The 15,820-nt window shown below is 64.4% G+C and carries 16 protein-coding genes; 9 read left to right on the top strand and 7 right to left on the bottom strand.

Annotation, left to right across the window (positions count from 1 at the left end):
* Nucleotides 1–118: 118 nt before the first annotated feature.
* The 3 genes from BUS12_RS28425 (at nucleotide 119) to BUS12_RS28415 (ending at nucleotide 3,553) form a co-directional block, all read left to right on the top strand.
* Nucleotides 119–856, top strand: coding sequence for a TerC family protein (locus tag BUS12_RS28425; RefSeq protein ID WP_074300700.1), 738 nt, complete (start codon nucleotides 119–121; stop codon nucleotides 854–856).
* A gap of 144 nt (nucleotides 857–1,000) precedes the next feature.
* Nucleotides 1,001–1,639, top strand: a complete 639-nt coding sequence (locus tag BUS12_RS28420; RefSeq protein WP_083640652.1) for a pilin — start codon at nucleotides 1,001–1,003, stop codon at nucleotides 1,637–1,639.
* A 129-nt stretch (nucleotides 1,640–1,768) separates the two neighbouring features.
* Entirely contained in the window at nucleotides 1,769–3,553 is a 1,785-nt protein-coding gene (locus BUS12_RS28415) for a PglL family O-oligosaccharyltransferase (RefSeq protein WP_074300699.1), read from the top strand.
* A gap of 48 nt (nucleotides 3,554–3,601) precedes the next feature.
* Here the strand turns inward: BUS12_RS28415 and moaC are convergent, their stop codons facing one another.
* The 7 genes from moaC to BUS12_RS28380 all read right to left on the bottom strand — a co-directional run bounded on the left by moaC (nucleotide 3,602) and on the right by BUS12_RS28380 (nucleotide 8,870).
* Nucleotides 3,602–4,078, bottom strand: coding sequence for a cyclic pyranopterin monophosphate synthase MoaC (gene moaC / locus BUS12_RS28410; RefSeq protein WP_074300698.1), 477 nt, complete (start codon nucleotides 4,076–4,078; stop codon nucleotides 3,602–3,604).
* 71 nt (nucleotides 4,079–4,149) lie between these two features.
* Nucleotides 4,150–4,794, bottom strand: a complete 645-nt coding sequence (locus tag BUS12_RS28405) for a DUF2946 family protein (protein ID WP_074300697.1) — start codon at nucleotides 4,792–4,794, stop codon at nucleotides 4,150–4,152.
* Nucleotides 4,787–5,851, bottom strand: coding sequence for a hydrolase (locus tag BUS12_RS28400; RefSeq protein ID WP_074300696.1), 1,065 nt, complete (start codon nucleotides 5,849–5,851; stop codon nucleotides 4,787–4,789). Before BUS12_RS28400 ends, BUS12_RS28405 begins: the two co-directional genes overlap by 8 nt.
* 33 nt (nucleotides 5,852–5,884) lie before the next feature.
* Entirely contained in the window at nucleotides 5,885–6,331 is a 447-nt protein-coding gene (locus tag BUS12_RS28395; protein ID WP_074300695.1) for a nuclear transport factor 2 family protein, read from the bottom strand.
* Between the two features lie 165 nt (nucleotides 6,332–6,496).
* Nucleotides 6,497–7,522: a lipopolysaccharide heptosyltransferase II gene (gene waaF / locus BUS12_RS28390; RefSeq protein WP_074300694.1), complete on the bottom strand. Its 1,026-nt coding sequence runs from the start codon at nucleotides 7,520–7,522 to the stop codon at nucleotides 6,497–6,499.
* Between the two features lie 163 nt (nucleotides 7,523–7,685).
* Complete coding sequence (locus BUS12_RS28385; protein ID WP_074300693.1) at nucleotides 7,686–7,880, bottom strand: zinc-finger domain-containing protein; 195 nt, start codon at nucleotides 7,878–7,880, stop codon at nucleotides 7,686–7,688.
* A gap of 66 nt (nucleotides 7,881–7,946) precedes the next feature.
* On the bottom strand, nucleotides 7,947–8,870 hold the full coding sequence (locus BUS12_RS28380; RefSeq protein ID WP_074300692.1) for a branched-chain amino acid transaminase: 924 nt from the start codon (nucleotides 8,868–8,870) through the stop codon (nucleotides 7,947–7,949).
* Nucleotides 8,871–9,183: 313 nt separating this feature from the next.
* On the opposite strand from BUS12_RS28380, the gene BUS12_RS28375 reads away from it, so the two are divergent.
* From BUS12_RS28375 to BUS12_RS28350, 6 genes are all read left to right on the top strand, one after another.
* Complete coding sequence (locus BUS12_RS28375; protein ID WP_074301752.1) at nucleotides 9,184–9,942, top strand: AzlC family ABC transporter permease; 759 nt, start codon at nucleotides 9,184–9,186, stop codon at nucleotides 9,940–9,942.
* Nucleotides 9,939–10,265, top strand: a complete 327-nt coding sequence (locus BUS12_RS28370) for an AzlD domain-containing protein (RefSeq protein WP_074300691.1) — start codon at nucleotides 9,939–9,941, stop codon at nucleotides 10,263–10,265. The genes BUS12_RS28375 and BUS12_RS28370 overlap by 4 nt, the downstream gene beginning before the upstream one ends.
* A gap of 241 nt (nucleotides 10,266–10,506) precedes the next feature.
* Nucleotides 10,507–11,700, top strand: a complete 1,194-nt coding sequence (locus tag BUS12_RS28365) for a phosphoglycerate kinase (protein WP_074300690.1) — start codon at nucleotides 10,507–10,509, stop codon at nucleotides 11,698–11,700.
* 361 nt (nucleotides 11,701–12,061) lie between these two features.
* The gene (gene pyk / locus BUS12_RS28360) at nucleotides 12,062–13,498 is read left to right on the top strand and encodes a pyruvate kinase (protein WP_074300689.1); all 1,437 of its coding nucleotides are present in this window, start codon (nucleotides 12,062–12,064) and stop codon (nucleotides 13,496–13,498) included.
* A gap of 197 nt (nucleotides 13,499–13,695) precedes the next feature.
* Entirely contained in the window at nucleotides 13,696–14,760 is a 1,065-nt protein-coding gene (fba, locus tag BUS12_RS28355; RefSeq protein ID WP_074300688.1) for a class II fructose-bisphosphate aldolase, read from the top strand.
* A gap of 132 nt (nucleotides 14,761–14,892) precedes the next feature.
* A complete protein-coding gene (locus BUS12_RS28350; protein WP_074300687.1) occupies nucleotides 14,893–15,783 on the top strand; it encodes a phosphoribosylaminoimidazolesuccinocarboxamide synthase in 891 nt (296 codons plus the stop codon).
* Nucleotides 15,784–15,820: the final 37 nt, after the last annotated feature.

Below are 15,820 nucleotides of genomic sequence, written 5' to 3'. Positions count from 1 at the left end.
TGTCGGTCAGAGTTCGCGCTTTAGCGCGTTACTCCGGTCCCACGCAAAGCTCTTACTCTGGTCCCATGCAGCCTCATCGCGATCGACTGCGCGCTCTGCATTCTTTGGTTTTCTGTTCATGCTCGAGTTCTTCACCACGCTCCATTGGGGCGCCGTCATTCAGATCATCGTGATCGACATCCTGCTGGGTGGCGATAACGCGGTGGTGATTGCGCTCGCCTGCCGCAACCTGCCGGCGTCGCAGCGCGTGAAGGGTGTCTTGTGGGGCACGGCCGGGGCGATCGTGCTGCGTGTCGCGCTGATCGCGTTCGCGGTGGTGCTGCTCGACGTGCCGTTGCTGAAATTCGCCGGCGGCTTGCTGCTGCTGTGGATCGGCGTGCGTCTGATGGCACCCGCGCACGATGCCCACGACAGCATCAAGCCCGCCGACAAGCTGATCACCGCGATCAAAACCATCATCGTCGCGGACGCGGTGATGAGCCTCGACAACGTCATCGCGATTGCCGGCGCGGCCGAAGCGGCCGATCCGGAGCATCGCCTCGCGCTGGTGATCTTCGGGCTGATCGTGAGCATCCCGCTGATCGTGTGGGGCAGTCAGTTGGTGCTGAAACTGCTGGACCGCTTTCCCATCGTCATTACGCTCGGGGCGGCGCTGCTGGGCTGGATTGCCGGCGGCCTCATCATCAACGACCCGGCCGGCGACCGCTGGCCGATCCTCGACTCGCCGGTGGCCGAGTACGGCACGAGTATCGCCGGTGCGCTATTCGTGGTGATCCTCGGCTACCTGCTCAAGCGCCGCAACGCGAGCCGGGCCGCCGGACAGTTGCCGCCCGGCGCGCCGCCACCTTCGCATTGAGGGTGGGGTGGTCTGCGGACCGTCCGGCAGTAGAGGCCTCGCGTTAGCCATTCGGCTGACTGTTTAGGATCCGCGCGGCTGGCTACGATCAAGGCGCCTGTTCCGATTCACGGAGCAGGCGTTTTTCGTTTCAGGAGCCTGTCGATGACCGTTACTGTTCTCACCTCTTCATTCCGTTGCGTCCTGTTGCGGCGCGACGACCCTGCCTCGGGCGCACCGATCGCCGACCCCGGCGTGCAATGGCCCGCGCGGATCGCGCGCGCCAGCCGCAAGCTCGGCTTCACGCTGATCGAACTGATGATCGTGCTCGCCATCGTCGGGGTGATCGCCGCGTATGCGATTCCCGCCTACCAGGACTATCTGGCCCGCAGCCGCGTGGGCGAGGGCTTGTCGCTCGCCGCTTCGGCGCGGCTTGCGGTGGCGGAAAACGCGGCCAGCGGCAGCGCGCTCGGCGGCGGCTATGCCCCGCCTACGGCCACGCGCAACGTCGAGTCCGTGAGCGTCGATGACGATACCGGCCAGATCACCGTCGCCTACTCGACACGCGTGGCGCCGGCCGGCTCGAATACGCTGGTGCTGGTGCCGTCGGTGCCCGACAACGCCGATACGCCGACTGCACGGGTCGCGCTGGTCAAGGGCGCGACCCAACCGGGAACGGTGACCTGGGAGTGTTTTGCCGGCGGCAAGAGCGCGTCGTCATTGCCCGCGCCGGGTGCTGGGCCGGCACCTGCCGACGCGCCGACCTTACCGTCTAACCTGGCGCCGCCTGAATGCCGGAGTTGAGGCTCAGACAGGCGTGGAGATGGCGTAAGGGTGCCGGAGCTGTGTGATTTCGGGATATTTAGGCTGTCCGGCGCACAGCGGGAGGATTTTTTTGTATAGTGCGCCGGTTGCTGACGCCCCCGGTTACTCATGCCCACCCCATTTGCGCGCTATTTATCTCTGGTACTGCTGGCTTGTGCGTTGATTCTTCCTTACGCCGTAGTCAACCATACGTATCCGATCCCGACGTTTTACGCGGAATTTACCGCGTTGACGCTGTACGTGCTGACCAGCGCCGCCGTCGTGCTGCTGGTCTGGACGGAGCGCTCGCGCGTCACGTTTGCGTCGCCGGTGGTCGCGCTGGTGCCCTTGCTGTTTGGGCTGCTGCTGGTCGCGCAGACGTTCGTAATCCCGGTCGCCCAGCCGTCGATGAACTGGCTCGGCGGCGGCTATCTGCTGGCGGCCTTCATGGCGACTCACGCCGGCTACAGCTTCACCCGGGTCAAGATGACCGAGACGGTGCTGCGCTGGGCGGCGGCGGCGCTGATCGTCGGCGGGCTGTTCGCGGTGTTCTGCCAGGTAATCCAGGTGTTTCATCTGGAGACCAAGGTGACGCCGCTGGTCGTCGCGTACAACATCACGGTCGATCGCCGGCCGTTCGGCAATATGGCGCAGGCCAATCACCTCGCCACCTATATTGCCTTCGCGATGGCCGGCGCCCTGTTCCTCGTGCAGACGCGGCGCTTGCCGGTGATCGCGTGGGCATTGCTGTCGATTATTTTCTCGACGGGGCTGGCGCTGACTGTTTCGCGTGGTCCGTGGCTGCAGATGGGTGTGATCGTGGTGGCCGGTTTCTGGATGGCGTTTGCCGAAATCCGCAGCAATCCCGCCTTGCGCCGCAGTAACCGCGAATGGCTGATTCCCGTGGCGCTTGGCGTGTTGTTCTTCATCGTCAATGCCGTGGTCCGTTGGGCCAACGTGCACTACCAGCTCGATCTGGCGGAGTCCGCGGCCGACCGCTTCAAGGACGCTGGTCAGATTGCCCCGCGCCTCGCGCTGTGGAAATACGGCTGGACGATGTTCAAGACGCACCCGTTGCTGGGCGTCGGCTGGGGCGAGTTTCCGCGTTACCAGTACGATTTTGTCCGCACGCTGGGCGGCGTCGAGATTGCCAACAACTCGCACGACATCTTCCTCGATCTGTTGGGCAAGACCGGGCTGATCGGCTTGGCGATCGTGCTGCTGGGTCTGCTGGCCTGGCTCGTGCGCGTGGTGCGTGCACCGCACACTGCGGCGCGCGTGTTCGGCATTGCGTTGATCGGCGTGCTGGTGATGCACGCACTGGTCGAGTATCCGCAGCAATACATGTTCTTCCTGCTGCCGGCGATGTTCGTGTTCGGTCTGCTGGAAACGCGTTCGTTGCGACTGGTGCCGGGGCGCGTGTCGTTTGGCGTCTACGCGGTCATCGTGTTCGGTGGGTTGGCGGCGTTGTATCCGGTCTGCCGCGACTATAACCGCGCCGAGGTGCTGTACTACGGCGCGCGTCCGGCCGAGCAGTATGCCGACGATCCGTCGTTCCTGTTCCGCGCGTGGGGCGAATACGGGATGGCGACGCTGTTGCCGATGAACGCGATGGATCTGGATCACAAGCTGGCCATGCACAAGCAGGCGCTTGCGCTGCTGCCGGGGGAAACGGTATTGCGTCGCTATGCGGTGCTGCAGGCGCTGAGCGGCGATACGAATGCCGCCTTCGATACCGTGGCGCGTCTGAAGATTTTTTCGGAGGAGCTGCATGACTGGCCGTCGCAGCAGGGCTATCTGTACGAACTGTGCGATGAGCAGAAGAGCCTCGCGAGCTTCAAGGCGGAACTCGTCAAGCGGTACGGTACGCCGCCGAAGGACGTCAACCAGGACGATGACGACAGCGACAACTGAGCGCCGTCGCTGTCCGGCTTGAGGGGGGGCGGTTGGGCGCAGCGGCGCTTAAGCCGCCACCCAATCTCCCGACTTCCCGCCGTGCTTCTCCAGCACTTTCACATCGGTGATCGTCATGCCGCGATCCACCGCCTTGCACATGTCGTACACGGTCAGCAGACCCACCTGTACGGCGGTCAGCGCTTCCATCTCCACGCCCGTGCGCCCCAACGTTTCCACCTGCACCGTGCAATGCACGCCAGGGAGCGTCTCGTCGAGTTCGAAATCCACCTTGACGCGCGTTAGCGCGAGCGGATGACACAGCGGAATCAGATCGGCGGTGCGCTTCGCGCCTTGAATCGCGGCGATGCGCGCGATCCCGATCACATCGCCTTTCTTCGCGTTGCCGTCGCGGATCAGCGCAAACGTCTCCGGCAACATGCGGATCGAGCCGCGCGCAATGGCGATGCGTTTGGTTTCCTGTTTGGCGCCGACGTCCACCATATGCGCTTGGCCGGCGGCGTCGAAGTGAGTGAGTTCAGGCATGGTGGGGCTCCTTCTGAGGGCGCTTATCTTAACAGCGCGGTGCCGCGGGCGATGGCCTCGCTGCGGGCCAACTACAAGCCCGCGCCTTTTTGAACAACCGCCTGCGCCGGACTCGCCACAAAACCAAACCGCGCCGCCACATCGGCATGCGTTACGGGCTGCAACGGCAGCGCGACGCCGTCGCGCCAATGGAACCGTCCGCTGTGGCCGTCCTCCGCCAGTTCGGCGTGCTCAGAGAACAGATCGAGATCGTGATCGTGCAGCACGGCGATACGCGGCGGCGTCGATGAGTCCGTGAACAGCACACCGCCTTCATCATCCAGATACGCCGCGACAGGCTCAAACGCGTTTCCCGCCTGATCCGTCAACGTCAGCGTCAGCGAGCCATCGCCGCCGTCATCGCCGTCGCCGTCACTCGCGCCACTGCCACCATCGTCAGCCGCAGCAAGCCGAACCACCCACGGCGTATAACCCAACTCCACATACACCCGCTGCGGCCCGTTCTGAAAGAACCACTGCCCGCTGGGATCCGCTTCATAGTTCCGGTTGATGAACGCCAGCAACGCCGCATGACGGATCGGTTCACCCGGTGCCCCACGCGCCTGGGCCGCCTCGTCGCGCATGCGCCAGTTGCCGCGCCGGTCGAGCAGCAGCCAGCCGGTGCAATGCGGCACGTTGGGCCATTTGGCGAGCGCCTGGCGAACGATGTCATCCATGGTCGACGAATGGGGTGAGGTAGTTGAAAACGCGCTGCGACAGCCAGTCGATACGCCCCGGAAACGGTCCCGTCATGAAGCCGACATGGCCGCCATGCTGCGGCTGATCAAGCTCGACCGCGCCCGATACCTCATGCCGCGCCGGCAGCACCGCGCCCGGCAGGAACGGATCGTTGCGCGCATTGAGCACGAGGGTGGGCACGGTGATCTCCGGCAGCAGCGGCCGGGTGGTCGCCCGGGTCCAATAGTCGTCGGCATCGCGAAAGCCGTGCAGCGGCGCGGTGACGACGTTGTCGAACTCGTACATGGTACGGCTGGCGAGTACCGCGTTGGCGTCGAACAGGCCCGGATACTGTTCGAGCTTCTGCAGCGCCTTCACCTTCAGCGTCTTCAGGAAGTTGCGCGTGTAGATCTTGCCGAAGCCTTGCGACAACGCCCGGCCGCCTGCATGCACGTCGAGCGGGGCGGAGATCGCCGCCGCCGCGCTGACAAACGACGCGTCTTCGCGCCGCTCGCCGAGCCAGCGCAACAGCACGTTGCCGCCCAGCGAAACGCCCGCCGCGACGATCGGGCCGCGATGCGTCTCGCGCAGTCGTCGCAGCACCCAGTCGACTTCGGCGCTATCGGCGAGGTGATAGAAGCGCGGCAACAGATTCAGCGGTCCACTGCAGCTCCGAAAGTGCGGCACGACGCCGTGCCAGCCGCGCGCGTGCGCCGCAGCCATCAAGGTGCGGGCGTAGTGTGAGCCGGAATTTCCTTCGAGGCCGTGAAACAGGACGAACAGCGGAGTGTCGGACGAGCCGGCGTGATTCGATGTTTGCGGTGCTTGCGGCCCGGTCACCAGCCAGTCGAGTTCGATGAAATCGCCATCCGGCGTATCCCAGCGCTCGCGCCGGTAAGCCACCGCGGGAAGGCGGGCGAACAGAGCGGGAACAATGGTTTGGACATGACTGTTCGGCAGCCACAGCGGCGCGCGATAGAACATGTCGACGCTCGCCTCAACCGCCGCCACGACGGCAGTTGCGGGGGAAGCGTTCTTGTTGTGCGTCGTACTCATACCTGCGACCGGAAAAAGCAGAAACGTGCAGCGTCAGTGCAAAGACCCCTGACCATGACGCATTTTGGCAGCAAACTGATTCGCCGCTTCGTTCGGCATCGCACTTGCGTGAATATGTGCGATTTTCCATTCACCGCGCTCGTGGACCATCACGTAGGTGGTGAAGACCATGGTGGGCGCGACTTTCGGATCGGCCGGGCGGTGCGCTTCTGCAATCGCATACACCACCGTGCCGAGACTGTCGTACACGCGGATGTCGACGGGTTCGATCGAAACCGGCGTGGCTGCGAGCTGGACGGCCAGACCCGCGCGAATGGTATCGAGACCGTGCAGGTGGGCGCCGTCGGCGCTGATGTAGCTCGCGAATTCCTCATCGATCCACAGGCCCATCAAACTGTCGATATTGACCTCCGCGACCGCCTGGTAATAGGCGTTGAGGGTATCCGCAGCGGCTTCGAAGATGTGGGCAAAACGTGGCATGGCTCGTCAGTCTCTTGTGCGCGGCGCGCGCGGTTGCGGGGCAGCAGTAAAAACAGGACAACCAGGAACAACCCGGCGGGACAACCGCGAGGATGCCCGCGCTCCAGGGCGCGGGGATGACGCCGCGTGGCGTGCTTGCAACGCGGCGTGCGGCTGTCCGACGGTTCAGCGTTGCGCGAGGAGCATGCCGCGCAGATCGCCGAAAACCTGCTCGGCGCTCAGTTGCCGCAAGCAGTTCAGGTGACCGAGCGGACACTCGCGCTCAAAACAGGGACTGCATTCGAGATGCAACCATTGTACCTTCGCAAGCTCGGACAATGGCGGCGTGTGGCGCGGATCGGTCGAGCCGTACACGGCCACGAGCGGCCGGCGCAGCGCGGCCGCCACGTGCATCAGGCCGGAATCGTTGGTGACCACGGCGTTGGCGCGCGAGATCAGCGCGCACGCTTCGCCCAGCGCGGTCTGGCCGCACAGGTTGCGCACGTTCGGCGCGCGCTCGGCGATGGCCTGGGCGAGCGGTGCGTCTTTCGGCGAACCGAGCGCGACGATCTGCGTATAGGGGAACGACTGGCCGACGATTTGCGCCAGCGCCGCGAAATGCTCGGGCGGCCAGCGCTTGGCCGGACCGTATTCGGCGCCGGGGCAGAACACCAGCAGCGGCACCCGCGTGTCCAGATTGAAACGAGCCGACACGCGCGAGGCTTCGTTCAGGTCGGCGTCGAGCCGCGGCATCGGCAGGTCGTCGGGTACTTTGGCGCCCGGCTTGTAGGCGAGCGCCGCGTAGTGGCCGACCATCGGCGGCCGCGCGTCCTTGCGCGGATTCGCATGGCGCACGTTCAACAGGCCATAGCGGCTTTCGCCGGTATAGCCGATGCGCAGCGGAATACCGGCCATCCACGGAATCAGCGCTGATTTCAGCGAGTTCGGCAGCACGTAAGCCGCGTCGTAGCCGACGTCGCGCAGGTCGCTGGACAACTGCCAGCGGCGCAGCATCTGCAGCTTGCCGTGCGCGAGATCCGTGGCGTAGACGTCGCGGATCTCGGGCATGCGTTCGAGTACGGGTGCGACCCACGAGGGCGCAACCGCGTCGATCACGATGCGCGGATGCAGTTTCACGAGGCGCGAGAACAAAGGCTGCGCCATCAATGCGTCACCGATCCAGTTCGGTGCGATAACCAACGCGCGACGCATCAGGGTGGATTTCCGGAGTCGAAACGAAGCGCTGCGCCTATCTGCGCGCGGCGTTCGGGTTTAAATAGGGAAGCGGCCGCATACCTCGCGCGAAGCCCGTGTGTCGGGCCTCGCCGCGGTTGCGGCCTGATTGTGATGGGCGTGCCCAGCGGGTGCGCGGCGATCAGTGGCCTTTGACCACTTCGCCGTCACGCAGCTTGTAGCGCGTGCCGCAATACGGGCAGCGCGCTTCGCCGTGCGTGACGTCGATAAACACCCGCGGATGGGCGCTCCAGCGCGCCATGGACGGGTTCGGACAGTAGGCGGGCAGGTCTTTTGCCGACAGTTCGACCAGCGGCATTTCCTTGATTTCGCTCATGTGGGCTTTCTCTGTGGAGACAGGGCGCAGGCGCGCCGGCTAGGGCGGCCTGCTGTATTTTCAGAATCAGATTTTCGCGAGCCAGTGCGCGTACTTCTCGCTCTTGCCGTTGACGATGTCGAAGAAGCCGCTTTGCAGCTTTTCCGTGATCGGACCGCGCGAGCCCGAACCGATGGTGCGGTTGTCGAGTTCGCGGATCGGCGTGACTTCAGCGGCGGTGCCGGTGAAGAACGCTTCGTCGCAGGTGTAAACCTCGTCGCGCGTGATGCGCTTTTCGATCACTTCGATGCCGGCGTCTTTCGCCAGCGTGATGATCGTGTCGCGCGTGATGCCGTCGAGGCACGACGACAGGTCGGGCGTGTACAGCTTGCCGTTGTTCACGAGGAAGAAATTTTCGCCCGAACCTTCCGACACGTAGCCGTCCACGTCGAGCAGGAGCGCTTCGTCGTAGCCGTCGGCGGTGGCTTCCTGGTTGGCGAGGATCGAGTTCACGTACCAGCCCGATGCCTTGGCGCGGACCATGGAGACATTCACATGGTGGCGCGTGAACGAGGAGGTCTTCACGCGAATGCCTTTCTTCAGGCCGTCTTCGCCCAGATACGCGCCCCACGGCCAGGCGGCGATCGCCACGTGGATGGTGTTGCCCTTGGCCGAGACGCCGAGCTTTTCCGAGCCGACCCAGATGATCGGGCGCAGGTAGCAGGACTCGAGCTTGTTTTCGCGCACCACTTCGCGCTGCGCGGCGGCGAGCGTTTCGTGGTCGAACGGTACGTCCATCTGGAAGATCTTGGCCGAATTCAGCAGGCGCTTGGTGTGTTCCTGCAGACGGAAAATGGCGGTGCCGCCGTCTGCCGTCTTGTAGGCGCGTACGCCCTCGAAGACGCCCATGCCGTAGTGCAGGGTATGCGTGAGCACGTGGATCTTGGCGTCGCGCCAATCGATGAGCTTGCCATCCATCCAGATCTTGCCGTCGCGGTCGGCCATTGACATACGATTCTCCAGCAGTGCGTTTGTGAAGGGTGTTGCGCAAGGCCGCCGGGACGCTCGGATGGGGCTCAGCAGGCCCCATCACGCGCAAGCCCCTCAAGCGGGGCGCGCCGGGCGCGAGGCCGACCCGATGTCCGGCAAGCGGCGAAGTCCGTTATTTTAACGTCTTTTGCACACGGAACGGGCATTTGGCCGCACGGCGGACGCTATAATTCGGCGCACGCATAATACAAATCCGAATGCGCCAGCGGGTGCTCGACGACCTGGCGCCGACTCCATGCTGTCGCGGCGCCACCCCGCGTCTCGCCGTCCGCTGATGCTCGCTAGCCTGTCCGATCTCCACCGCCGTGCCTTCCGCGAAGGCCTGCGCGACTATTCGCCCACGCTGATGGCGATCTTCTCCTGGGGGCTCGTCACCGGCATCGCGATGAGCAAATCCGTGCTCACGCTGCCGCAGGCGCTCACCATGTCGCTGCTCTGCTATGCCGGTTCGTCGCAACTGGCGGTGCTGCCGCTGCTCGCCGCCAAATTGCCGGTCTGGACCGTGCTGCTGACCGCGGCCATGGTGAATACGCGTTTTGTGATCTTCAGCGCGGGTCTGGCGCCCCATTTCTCCTATCTGCCCATGTGGCGCCGGATCGTGCTCGGCTACTTCAACGGCGACGTCATCTATCTGCTGTTTCAGAAGAAAAGCTTTCAGACCGGTTACGTGCCGGGCAAGGAGGCCTATTACTGGGGCATGGCGAGCGCGAGCTGGCTGTCCTGGCAGGTGTCGTCGATCATCGGCATCCTGCTCGCCAGCATGATTCCGGACAAGTGGGGCCTCGCGCTCGCCGGGACGCTGGCCCTGATTCCCGTGATGGTCTCGGCCATCAACAGCCGGTCGACGCTCGTCGCCGTTTGTGTTGCCGCGGTCGTCGCGCTGCTCGGCTTCGACCTGCCGTACCGGCTGGCGCTGCCGTTGGCGGTGCTGGCGGCGATTGTCGCCGGCAGCGGCGCCGACCTGCTGATCGAGCGGGCCGATTTGCGGCGCATCCGCAGCGCCGCCGCCGATTCCCACGGAGATGCCCCATGACCAGCACGCAAATCTGGATCGCCATCTTCGGCATGATGTTCGTCACGGCGCTCACGCGCGCGCTGTTCCTGATCGGCGGCGAACGCACCGTCCTGCCGGAGCGCGTCCAGCGTATGCTGCGTTATGCGCCGGCTGCGGCGCTCGCCGCCGTGGTGCTGCCGGACGTGCTGGCGACCCCCGGCGGACTCTCGTTCGCGCTGTCGAATCACGATTTTTACGCCACGCTTGCCGGGCTCGCCTGGTTCCTGTGGCGCCGCACGATGCTCGGCACGATCGTGGTCGGGATGCTGACCTTCACGGTTCTGCGTCTTGTTTTTCAGTGAGCGCCGCGCCGATGTTGCGATGCAGCATGCTGCCGTATCTCCCAAATACGGGACATTCGGGCGGGCGCGGGGCAGAACGGGATGGCAATCGGTTAAAATACTCGACTCCCGGATCACTGCGCGACGCTGCGGCAGATGCCGTCGGCGCCTGTTCGAGGAGCCACCCCTGCGGGGCTCCTGAGCGGAGGCTGTTCGCGCGCTGTCCATCACCGCCTTCCAATCAACTCGCAACCCAACGCTCATGAACCAGGTATTGCGTCTCTCCGATCTGATCGCCGAAGGCAAGCTGTCCGGCAAGCGCGTGTTCATTCGCGCCGACCTGAACGTTCCGCAGGACGATCAAGGCAACATCACCGAAGACACCCGTATCCGCGCCTCGGTGCCGGCCATCAAGGCTGCGCTCGACGCGGGCGCGGCCGTCATGGTCACCTCGCATCTGGGCCGTCCCACCGAGGGCGAACTCAAGCCGGAAGACTCGCTTGCGCCGGTTGCGAAGCGTCTGTCCGAACTGCTGGGCCGCGACGTGCCGCTGGTGGCGAACTGGGTTGAAAACGGCGTGAACGTGGCGCCCGGCCAGTTCGTGCTGCTGGAAAACTGCCGCGTCAACAAGGGCGAAAAGAAAGATTCGGACGAGCTCGCGCAGAAGATGGCGAAGCTCTGCGACATCTACGTCAACGACGCGTTCGGCACCGCGCACCGCGCGGAAGCCACCACCCACGGCATCGCGAAGTACGCGCCGGTGGCGTGCGCCGGCCCGCTGCTGGCCGCTGAGCTCGAAGCGCTCGGCAAGGCACTCGGCGCGCCGAAGCGTCCGCTGGTGGCGATCGTCGCCGGCTCGAAGGTGTCCACCAAGCTGACCATTCTGAAGTCGCTGGCCGAGAAGGTCGACCAGCTGATCGTCGGTGGCGGCATTGCCAATACGTTCATGCTGGCGGCCGGCCTGAAGATCGGCAAGTCGCTCGCCGAAGCCGATCTGGTCAACGAAGCCAAAGCCATTCTCGACGCAGCGAAAGCGCGCGGCGCCTCGGTGCCGATCCCGACCGACGTCGTCACGGCCAAGGAGTTTTCGCCCACCGCCAAAGCTGAAGTCAAGGCCGTAGCCGACGTGCAGGACGACGACCTGATCCTCGACATCGGACCGGACACCGCCAGGGCGCTCGCCGCGCAACTGGAAAAGGCCGGCACGATCGTCTGGAACGGCCCGGTTGGCGTGTTCGAATTCGACCAGTTCGGCAACGGCACGAAGACCCTGGCAGACGCCATCGCCCGCTCGTCGGCGTTCTCGATTGCAGGCGGCGGCGACACGCTCGCGGCCATCGCCAAGTACGGCATCCACGACAAGGTGAGCTACATCTCGACGGGCGGTGGCGCCTTCCTCGAATTCCTCGAGGGCAAGAAGCTGCCGGCAGTCGTTGTCCTGGAATCGCGGGCTTAACGTGGCGACGCGCTCCCCATCGCCGAAAACTGCAAAGACGCGGGTGAAGCCGTCGGCGAAACACCCGGCGGCCACCGCAGCGAAGTCAGCACCAGCAGGGGAGCGTGCCGCACGCTCCGCCGGGACACCGCAGTCCGCGGTTCCCGCCGTTTCACCGGCTATTTCACCCGCCGGTCATGCCGGCGGCGCATTATCCGCAGCACCGCTGGCGTCCCGCACGCCGGTCTCGAACACCGCTTCATCCCATAAAGCGACGCCGGTTCCAACTGGCGCGCAGCCCCTGGCAGCATCCTTCGGTGCGCAGCCTCCGCACCCGACTCGCAGCGCTCTTTCCAGCGATCCCATCCAGACGAGGAGACTCATGCATCGCGCCACCAAGATTGTCGCCACCATCGGCCCGGCTTCCAGCACGCCCGAAATCCTGTTGCAAATGATTAAGGCGGGGCTCGATGTGGTGCGCCTCAACTTCTCGCACGGCACGGCCGACGACCACCGCCAGCGCGCCGAATACGTGCGCGAAGCGGCCCGTCAGGCGGGCCGCGAAGTTGCCATCATGGCCGACCTGCAAGGCCCGAAGATTCGGGTCGGCAAGTTTGAAAACGGCAAAACCACGCTGATTCCCGGCAACCCGTTCGTCCTCGATTCCGAATGCGAACTCGGCAACGACGATCGCGTCGGTCTCGACTACAAAGACCTGCCGCGCGACCTGAAACCGGGCGACGTGCTGTTGCTCAACGACGGCCTGATCGTGCTCGACGTCGTGCGCGTGCTCGGCAGCGAGATTCACACTACCGTGAAGATCGGCGGCGAGCTGTCGAACAACAAGGGTATCAATCGCCAGGGCGGCGGCCTCACGGCGCCGGCGCTCACCGCGAAAGACATGGAAGACATCCGCACGGCCATGTCGCTCGGGGTGGATTTCGTCGCGGTCTCGTTCCCGAAGAACGCCACCGACATGGAAATGGCCCGCCAGCTCGCCAACATTGCAGGCGCGCCGTACGGCATCAAGCCGAAGATGATCGCCAAGATCGAGCGCGCGGAAGCGATTCCGGCGCTGCAAGGCATCCTCGACGCCTCGGACGGCATCATGGTCGCGCGTGGCGACCTCGCCGTGGAAGTGGGCAATGCCGCCGTGCCGGCGCTGCAAAAGCGCATGATCCGCATGGCGCGCGAATCGAACAAGTTCGTGATCACCGCCACGCAGATGATGGAGTCGATGATCTACGCGCCGGTGCCGACCCGCGCCGAAGTGTCGGACGTCGCCAATGCGGTGCTGGACGGCACGGACGCGGTGATGCTGTCGGCCGAATCGGCCGCCGGCAAGTACCCGGTGCAGACCATCGAAACGATGGCCGCGATCTGCGTCGAAGCGGAGAAGTCCGAGCAGTCGGAGCTGGACAAGGATTTCCTCGACCGCACGTTCACCCGCATCGACCAGTCCATCGCCATGGGCGCGCTGTTCACGGCGTTCCACCTCGGCGCGAAGGCGATCGTCGCGCTGACCGAATCGGGCTCGACCGCGCTGTGGATGTCGCGTCATTGGACCCATGTGCCGATTTTCGCGCTCACGCCGCGCGTCGGCAGCGAGCGGGCCATGGCGATCTACCGCAACGTGACGTCATTGCATCTGGACACCAGCAGCGACCGCGACACCGCCTTGCAACAGGCGCTGGAGACGGTGGTGAGCAAGGGCTACGCATCGCGCGGCGACATGGTTGTGCTGACCGTCGGCGAGCCGATGGGTCAGGCCGGTGGAACGAACACGCTGAAGATCGTACGGGTCGGCGAACCGTATTGATCGGCATTAAGACTGCTTAGGATCGGCACGGCGAAGCAGCCGCATCACCCCGCGAGAGGCGGAGCGCAGGTCTTTTGGGGCAAGCCTCGCGGCGAGCCCCGAGCCTGCTGCTCACGGGTATGCGGCATGCTTCGCGATAAAATTGTCAAAAATAGATGCCGACGGCACAGGATTCGTTTCAATCTAAGGAGTAATGCATGCCTCTCGTATCAATGCGTCAACTGCTGGACCATGCCGCCGAAAACGGTTATGGCCTTCCGGCATTCAACGTGAACAATCTGGAGCAGGTGCAGGCCATCATGGCGGCGGCGGATCAGGTCGGCGCCCCGGTGATCATGCAGGCGTCGGCGGGCGCGCGGAAGTATGCGGGCGAGCCGTTCCTGCGCCATCTGATCGAAGCGGCCATTGAGTCGTATCCGCATATTCCGGTCGTGATGCACCAGGATCACGGCCAGTCGCCGGCAGTCTGCATGGCGGCCATCCGCAGCGGCTTCAGCAGCGTGATGATGGACGGTTCGCTGGAAGCGGACGGCAAGACGGTGGCATCGTATGAGTACAACGTCGACGTGTCGCGCAAGGTGGTGGAAGCGGCGCACTCGATCGGCGTGACGGTGGAAGCGGAACTCGGCGTGCTGGGCTCGCTGGAAACGATGCAGGGCGACAAGGAAGACGGCCACGGCGCGGACGGCAAGATGACCCGCGAGCAGTTGCTGACCGATCCGGAGCAGGCGGCCGACTTCGTCAAGCTGACGCAGTGCGACGCCCTGGCGATCGCCATCGGCACTTCGCACGGCGCGTACAAGTTCAGCAAGAAGCCCACCGGCGACATCCTGTCCATTCAGCGCATCAAGGAAATTCACCAGCGCATTCCGAACACCCACCTGGTGATGCATGGTTCGTCGTCAGTGCCGCAGGAACTGCTCGCGGAAATCCGCGAATTCGGCGGCGACATGAAGGAAACCTACGGCGTGCCGGTCGAAGAAATTCAGGAAGGTATCAAGCACGGCGTGCGCAAGGTTAATATCGATACTGACCTGCGTCTGGCGATCACCGGTGCGATCCGCCGCTATATGGCGGAAAATCCGGGCAAGTTCGACCCGCGCGACTACCTGAAGCCGGCGCGCGAAGCAGCGAAGAAGATCTGCGTGGACCGTTTCGTCGCCTTTGGCGCCGAAGGCCAGGCAGGCAAGATCAAGCCGCTTGCGCTTGATAAAATTGCGGAGAAGTACAAGTCGGGCGGCCTTTCGCAGGTTGTCCGCTAGGCAGGCAGTACAGTACGGACCTGGCCATCCGGCCAGGTTGCGGTCCGTTTCGCCGTTCCCGCATCATAGGGGGAACGGCGTTTCCCTTTTGTTCCGGTCTCATTTTTGCCCCACTTTTAGCGAACTACGACGATGTCTACCCTCTACGAATCCACGCTCCGCTCGCTGCCGTTGCTCGGTCGCGGCAAGGTCCGCGACAACTATGCGGTGGGCAACGACCAGTTGCTGATCGTCACTACCGACCGTCTGTCGGCGTTCGACGTCATCATGGGCGAGCCGATTCCGAACAAGGGTCGCGTGCTGAACCAGATGGCCAATTTCTGGTTCGACAAGCTGAAGCACATCGTGCCGAATCATCTGACGGGCGTGGCGCCCGAGTCGGTGGTGGCGGCGGACGAAGCCGAGCAGGTGAAGGGCCGCGCCGTGGTGGTGAAGCGCCTCGAGCCGATCCTCGTCGAGGCGGTGGTGCGCGGCTATCTGGCCGGTAGCGGCTGGAAAGACTACCAGGCTACCGGTTCGGTGTGCGGCGTGGAACTGCCGCCGGGTCTGCAAAACGCGCAGAAGCTGCCCGAGCCGATCTTCACGCCGGCCGCCAAGGCCGAAATGGGTCACCACGACGAGAACATCACGTACGACGACATGGAGCGCCGCATCGGCACCGAACTGTCGGCCACGATCCGCGAGATCTCGATCAAGCTGTACAAGGAAGCGGCGGATTACGCGGCTACGCGCGGCATCATCATTGCGGACACGAAATTCGAATTCGGCCTGGATAACCACGGCAAGCTGTACCTGATGGACGAAGCGCTGACTGCCGATTCGTCGCGCTTCTGGCCGGCGGACGAGTACCAGGTGGGCACCAATCCGCCGTCGTTCGACAAGCAGTTCGTGCGCGACTGGCTCGAAACGCAATCGTGGAAGAAAGAGCCGCCGGCGCCGAAGCTGCCCGATGAAGTGGTCGCGAAGACGGCCGCGAAGTACCAGGAAGCGCTCGAGCGCCTGACCGGGCAGAAGCTCGCTTAACGGCGCGAGCGCAGATTAGGAAGATGAGGAAGTCTCA

Source organism: Paraburkholderia phenazinium, from assembly GCF_900142845.1.
Lineage (GTDB): Bacteria > Pseudomonadota > Gammaproteobacteria > Burkholderiales > Burkholderiaceae > Paraburkholderia > Paraburkholderia phenazinium_A.
The sequence above is the reverse complement of the archived record's forward strand: the minus strand, read 5'-3'. Positions and strand labels throughout refer to the sequence as shown.

What these genes read in the sequence shown, in the direction of transcription:
- BUS12_RS28425 (WP_074300700.1), top strand. Translation starts at nt 119, where the DNA reads ATGCTCGAGTTCTTCACCACGCTCCATTGGGGCGCCGTCATTCAGATC.
- BUS12_RS28420 (WP_083640652.1), top strand. Translation starts at nt 1,001, where the DNA reads ATGACCGTTACTGTTCTCACCTCTTCATTCCGTTGCGTCCTGTTGCGG.
- BUS12_RS28415 (WP_074300699.1), top strand. Translation starts at nt 1,769, where the DNA reads ATGCCCACCCCATTTGCGCGCTATTTATCTCTGGTACTGCTGGCTTGT.
- moaC (WP_074300698.1), bottom strand. Translation starts at nt 4,078, where the DNA reads ATGCCTGAACTCACTCACTTCGACGCCGCCGGCCAAGCGCATATGGTG.
- BUS12_RS28405 (WP_074300697.1), bottom strand. Translation starts at nt 4,794, where the DNA reads ATGGATGACATCGTTCGCCAGGCGCTCGCCAAATGGCCCAACGTGCCG.
- BUS12_RS28400 (WP_074300696.1), bottom strand. Translation starts at nt 5,851, where the DNA reads ATGAGTACGACGCACAACAAGAACGCTTCCCCCGCAACTGCCGTCGTG.
- BUS12_RS28395 (WP_074300695.1), bottom strand. Translation starts at nt 6,331, where the DNA reads ATGCCACGTTTTGCCCACATCTTCGAAGCCGCTGCGGATACCCTCAAC.
- waaF (WP_074300694.1), bottom strand. Translation starts at nt 7,522, where the DNA reads ATGCGTCGCGCGTTGGTTATCGCACCGAACTGGATCGGTGACGCATTG.
- BUS12_RS28385 (WP_074300693.1), bottom strand. Translation starts at nt 7,880, where the DNA reads ATGAGCGAAATCAAGGAAATGCCGCTGGTCGAACTGTCGGCAAAAGAC.
- BUS12_RS28380 (WP_074300692.1), bottom strand. Translation starts at nt 8,870, where the DNA reads ATGTCAATGGCCGACCGCGACGGCAAGATCTGGATGGATGGCAAGCTC.
- BUS12_RS28375 (WP_074301752.1), top strand. Translation starts at nt 9,184, where the DNA reads ATGCTCGCTAGCCTGTCCGATCTCCACCGCCGTGCCTTCCGCGAAGGC.
- BUS12_RS28370 (WP_074300691.1), top strand. Translation starts at nt 9,939, where the DNA reads ATGACCAGCACGCAAATCTGGATCGCCATCTTCGGCATGATGTTCGTC.
- BUS12_RS28365 (WP_074300690.1), top strand. Translation starts at nt 10,507, where the DNA reads ATGAACCAGGTATTGCGTCTCTCCGATCTGATCGCCGAAGGCAAGCTG.
- pyk (WP_074300689.1), top strand. Translation starts at nt 12,062, where the DNA reads ATGCATCGCGCCACCAAGATTGTCGCCACCATCGGCCCGGCTTCCAGC.
- fba (WP_074300688.1), top strand. Translation starts at nt 13,696, where the DNA reads ATGCCTCTCGTATCAATGCGTCAACTGCTGGACCATGCCGCCGAAAAC.
- BUS12_RS28350 (WP_074300687.1), top strand. Translation starts at nt 14,893, where the DNA reads ATGTCTACCCTCTACGAATCCACGCTCCGCTCGCTGCCGTTGCTCGGT.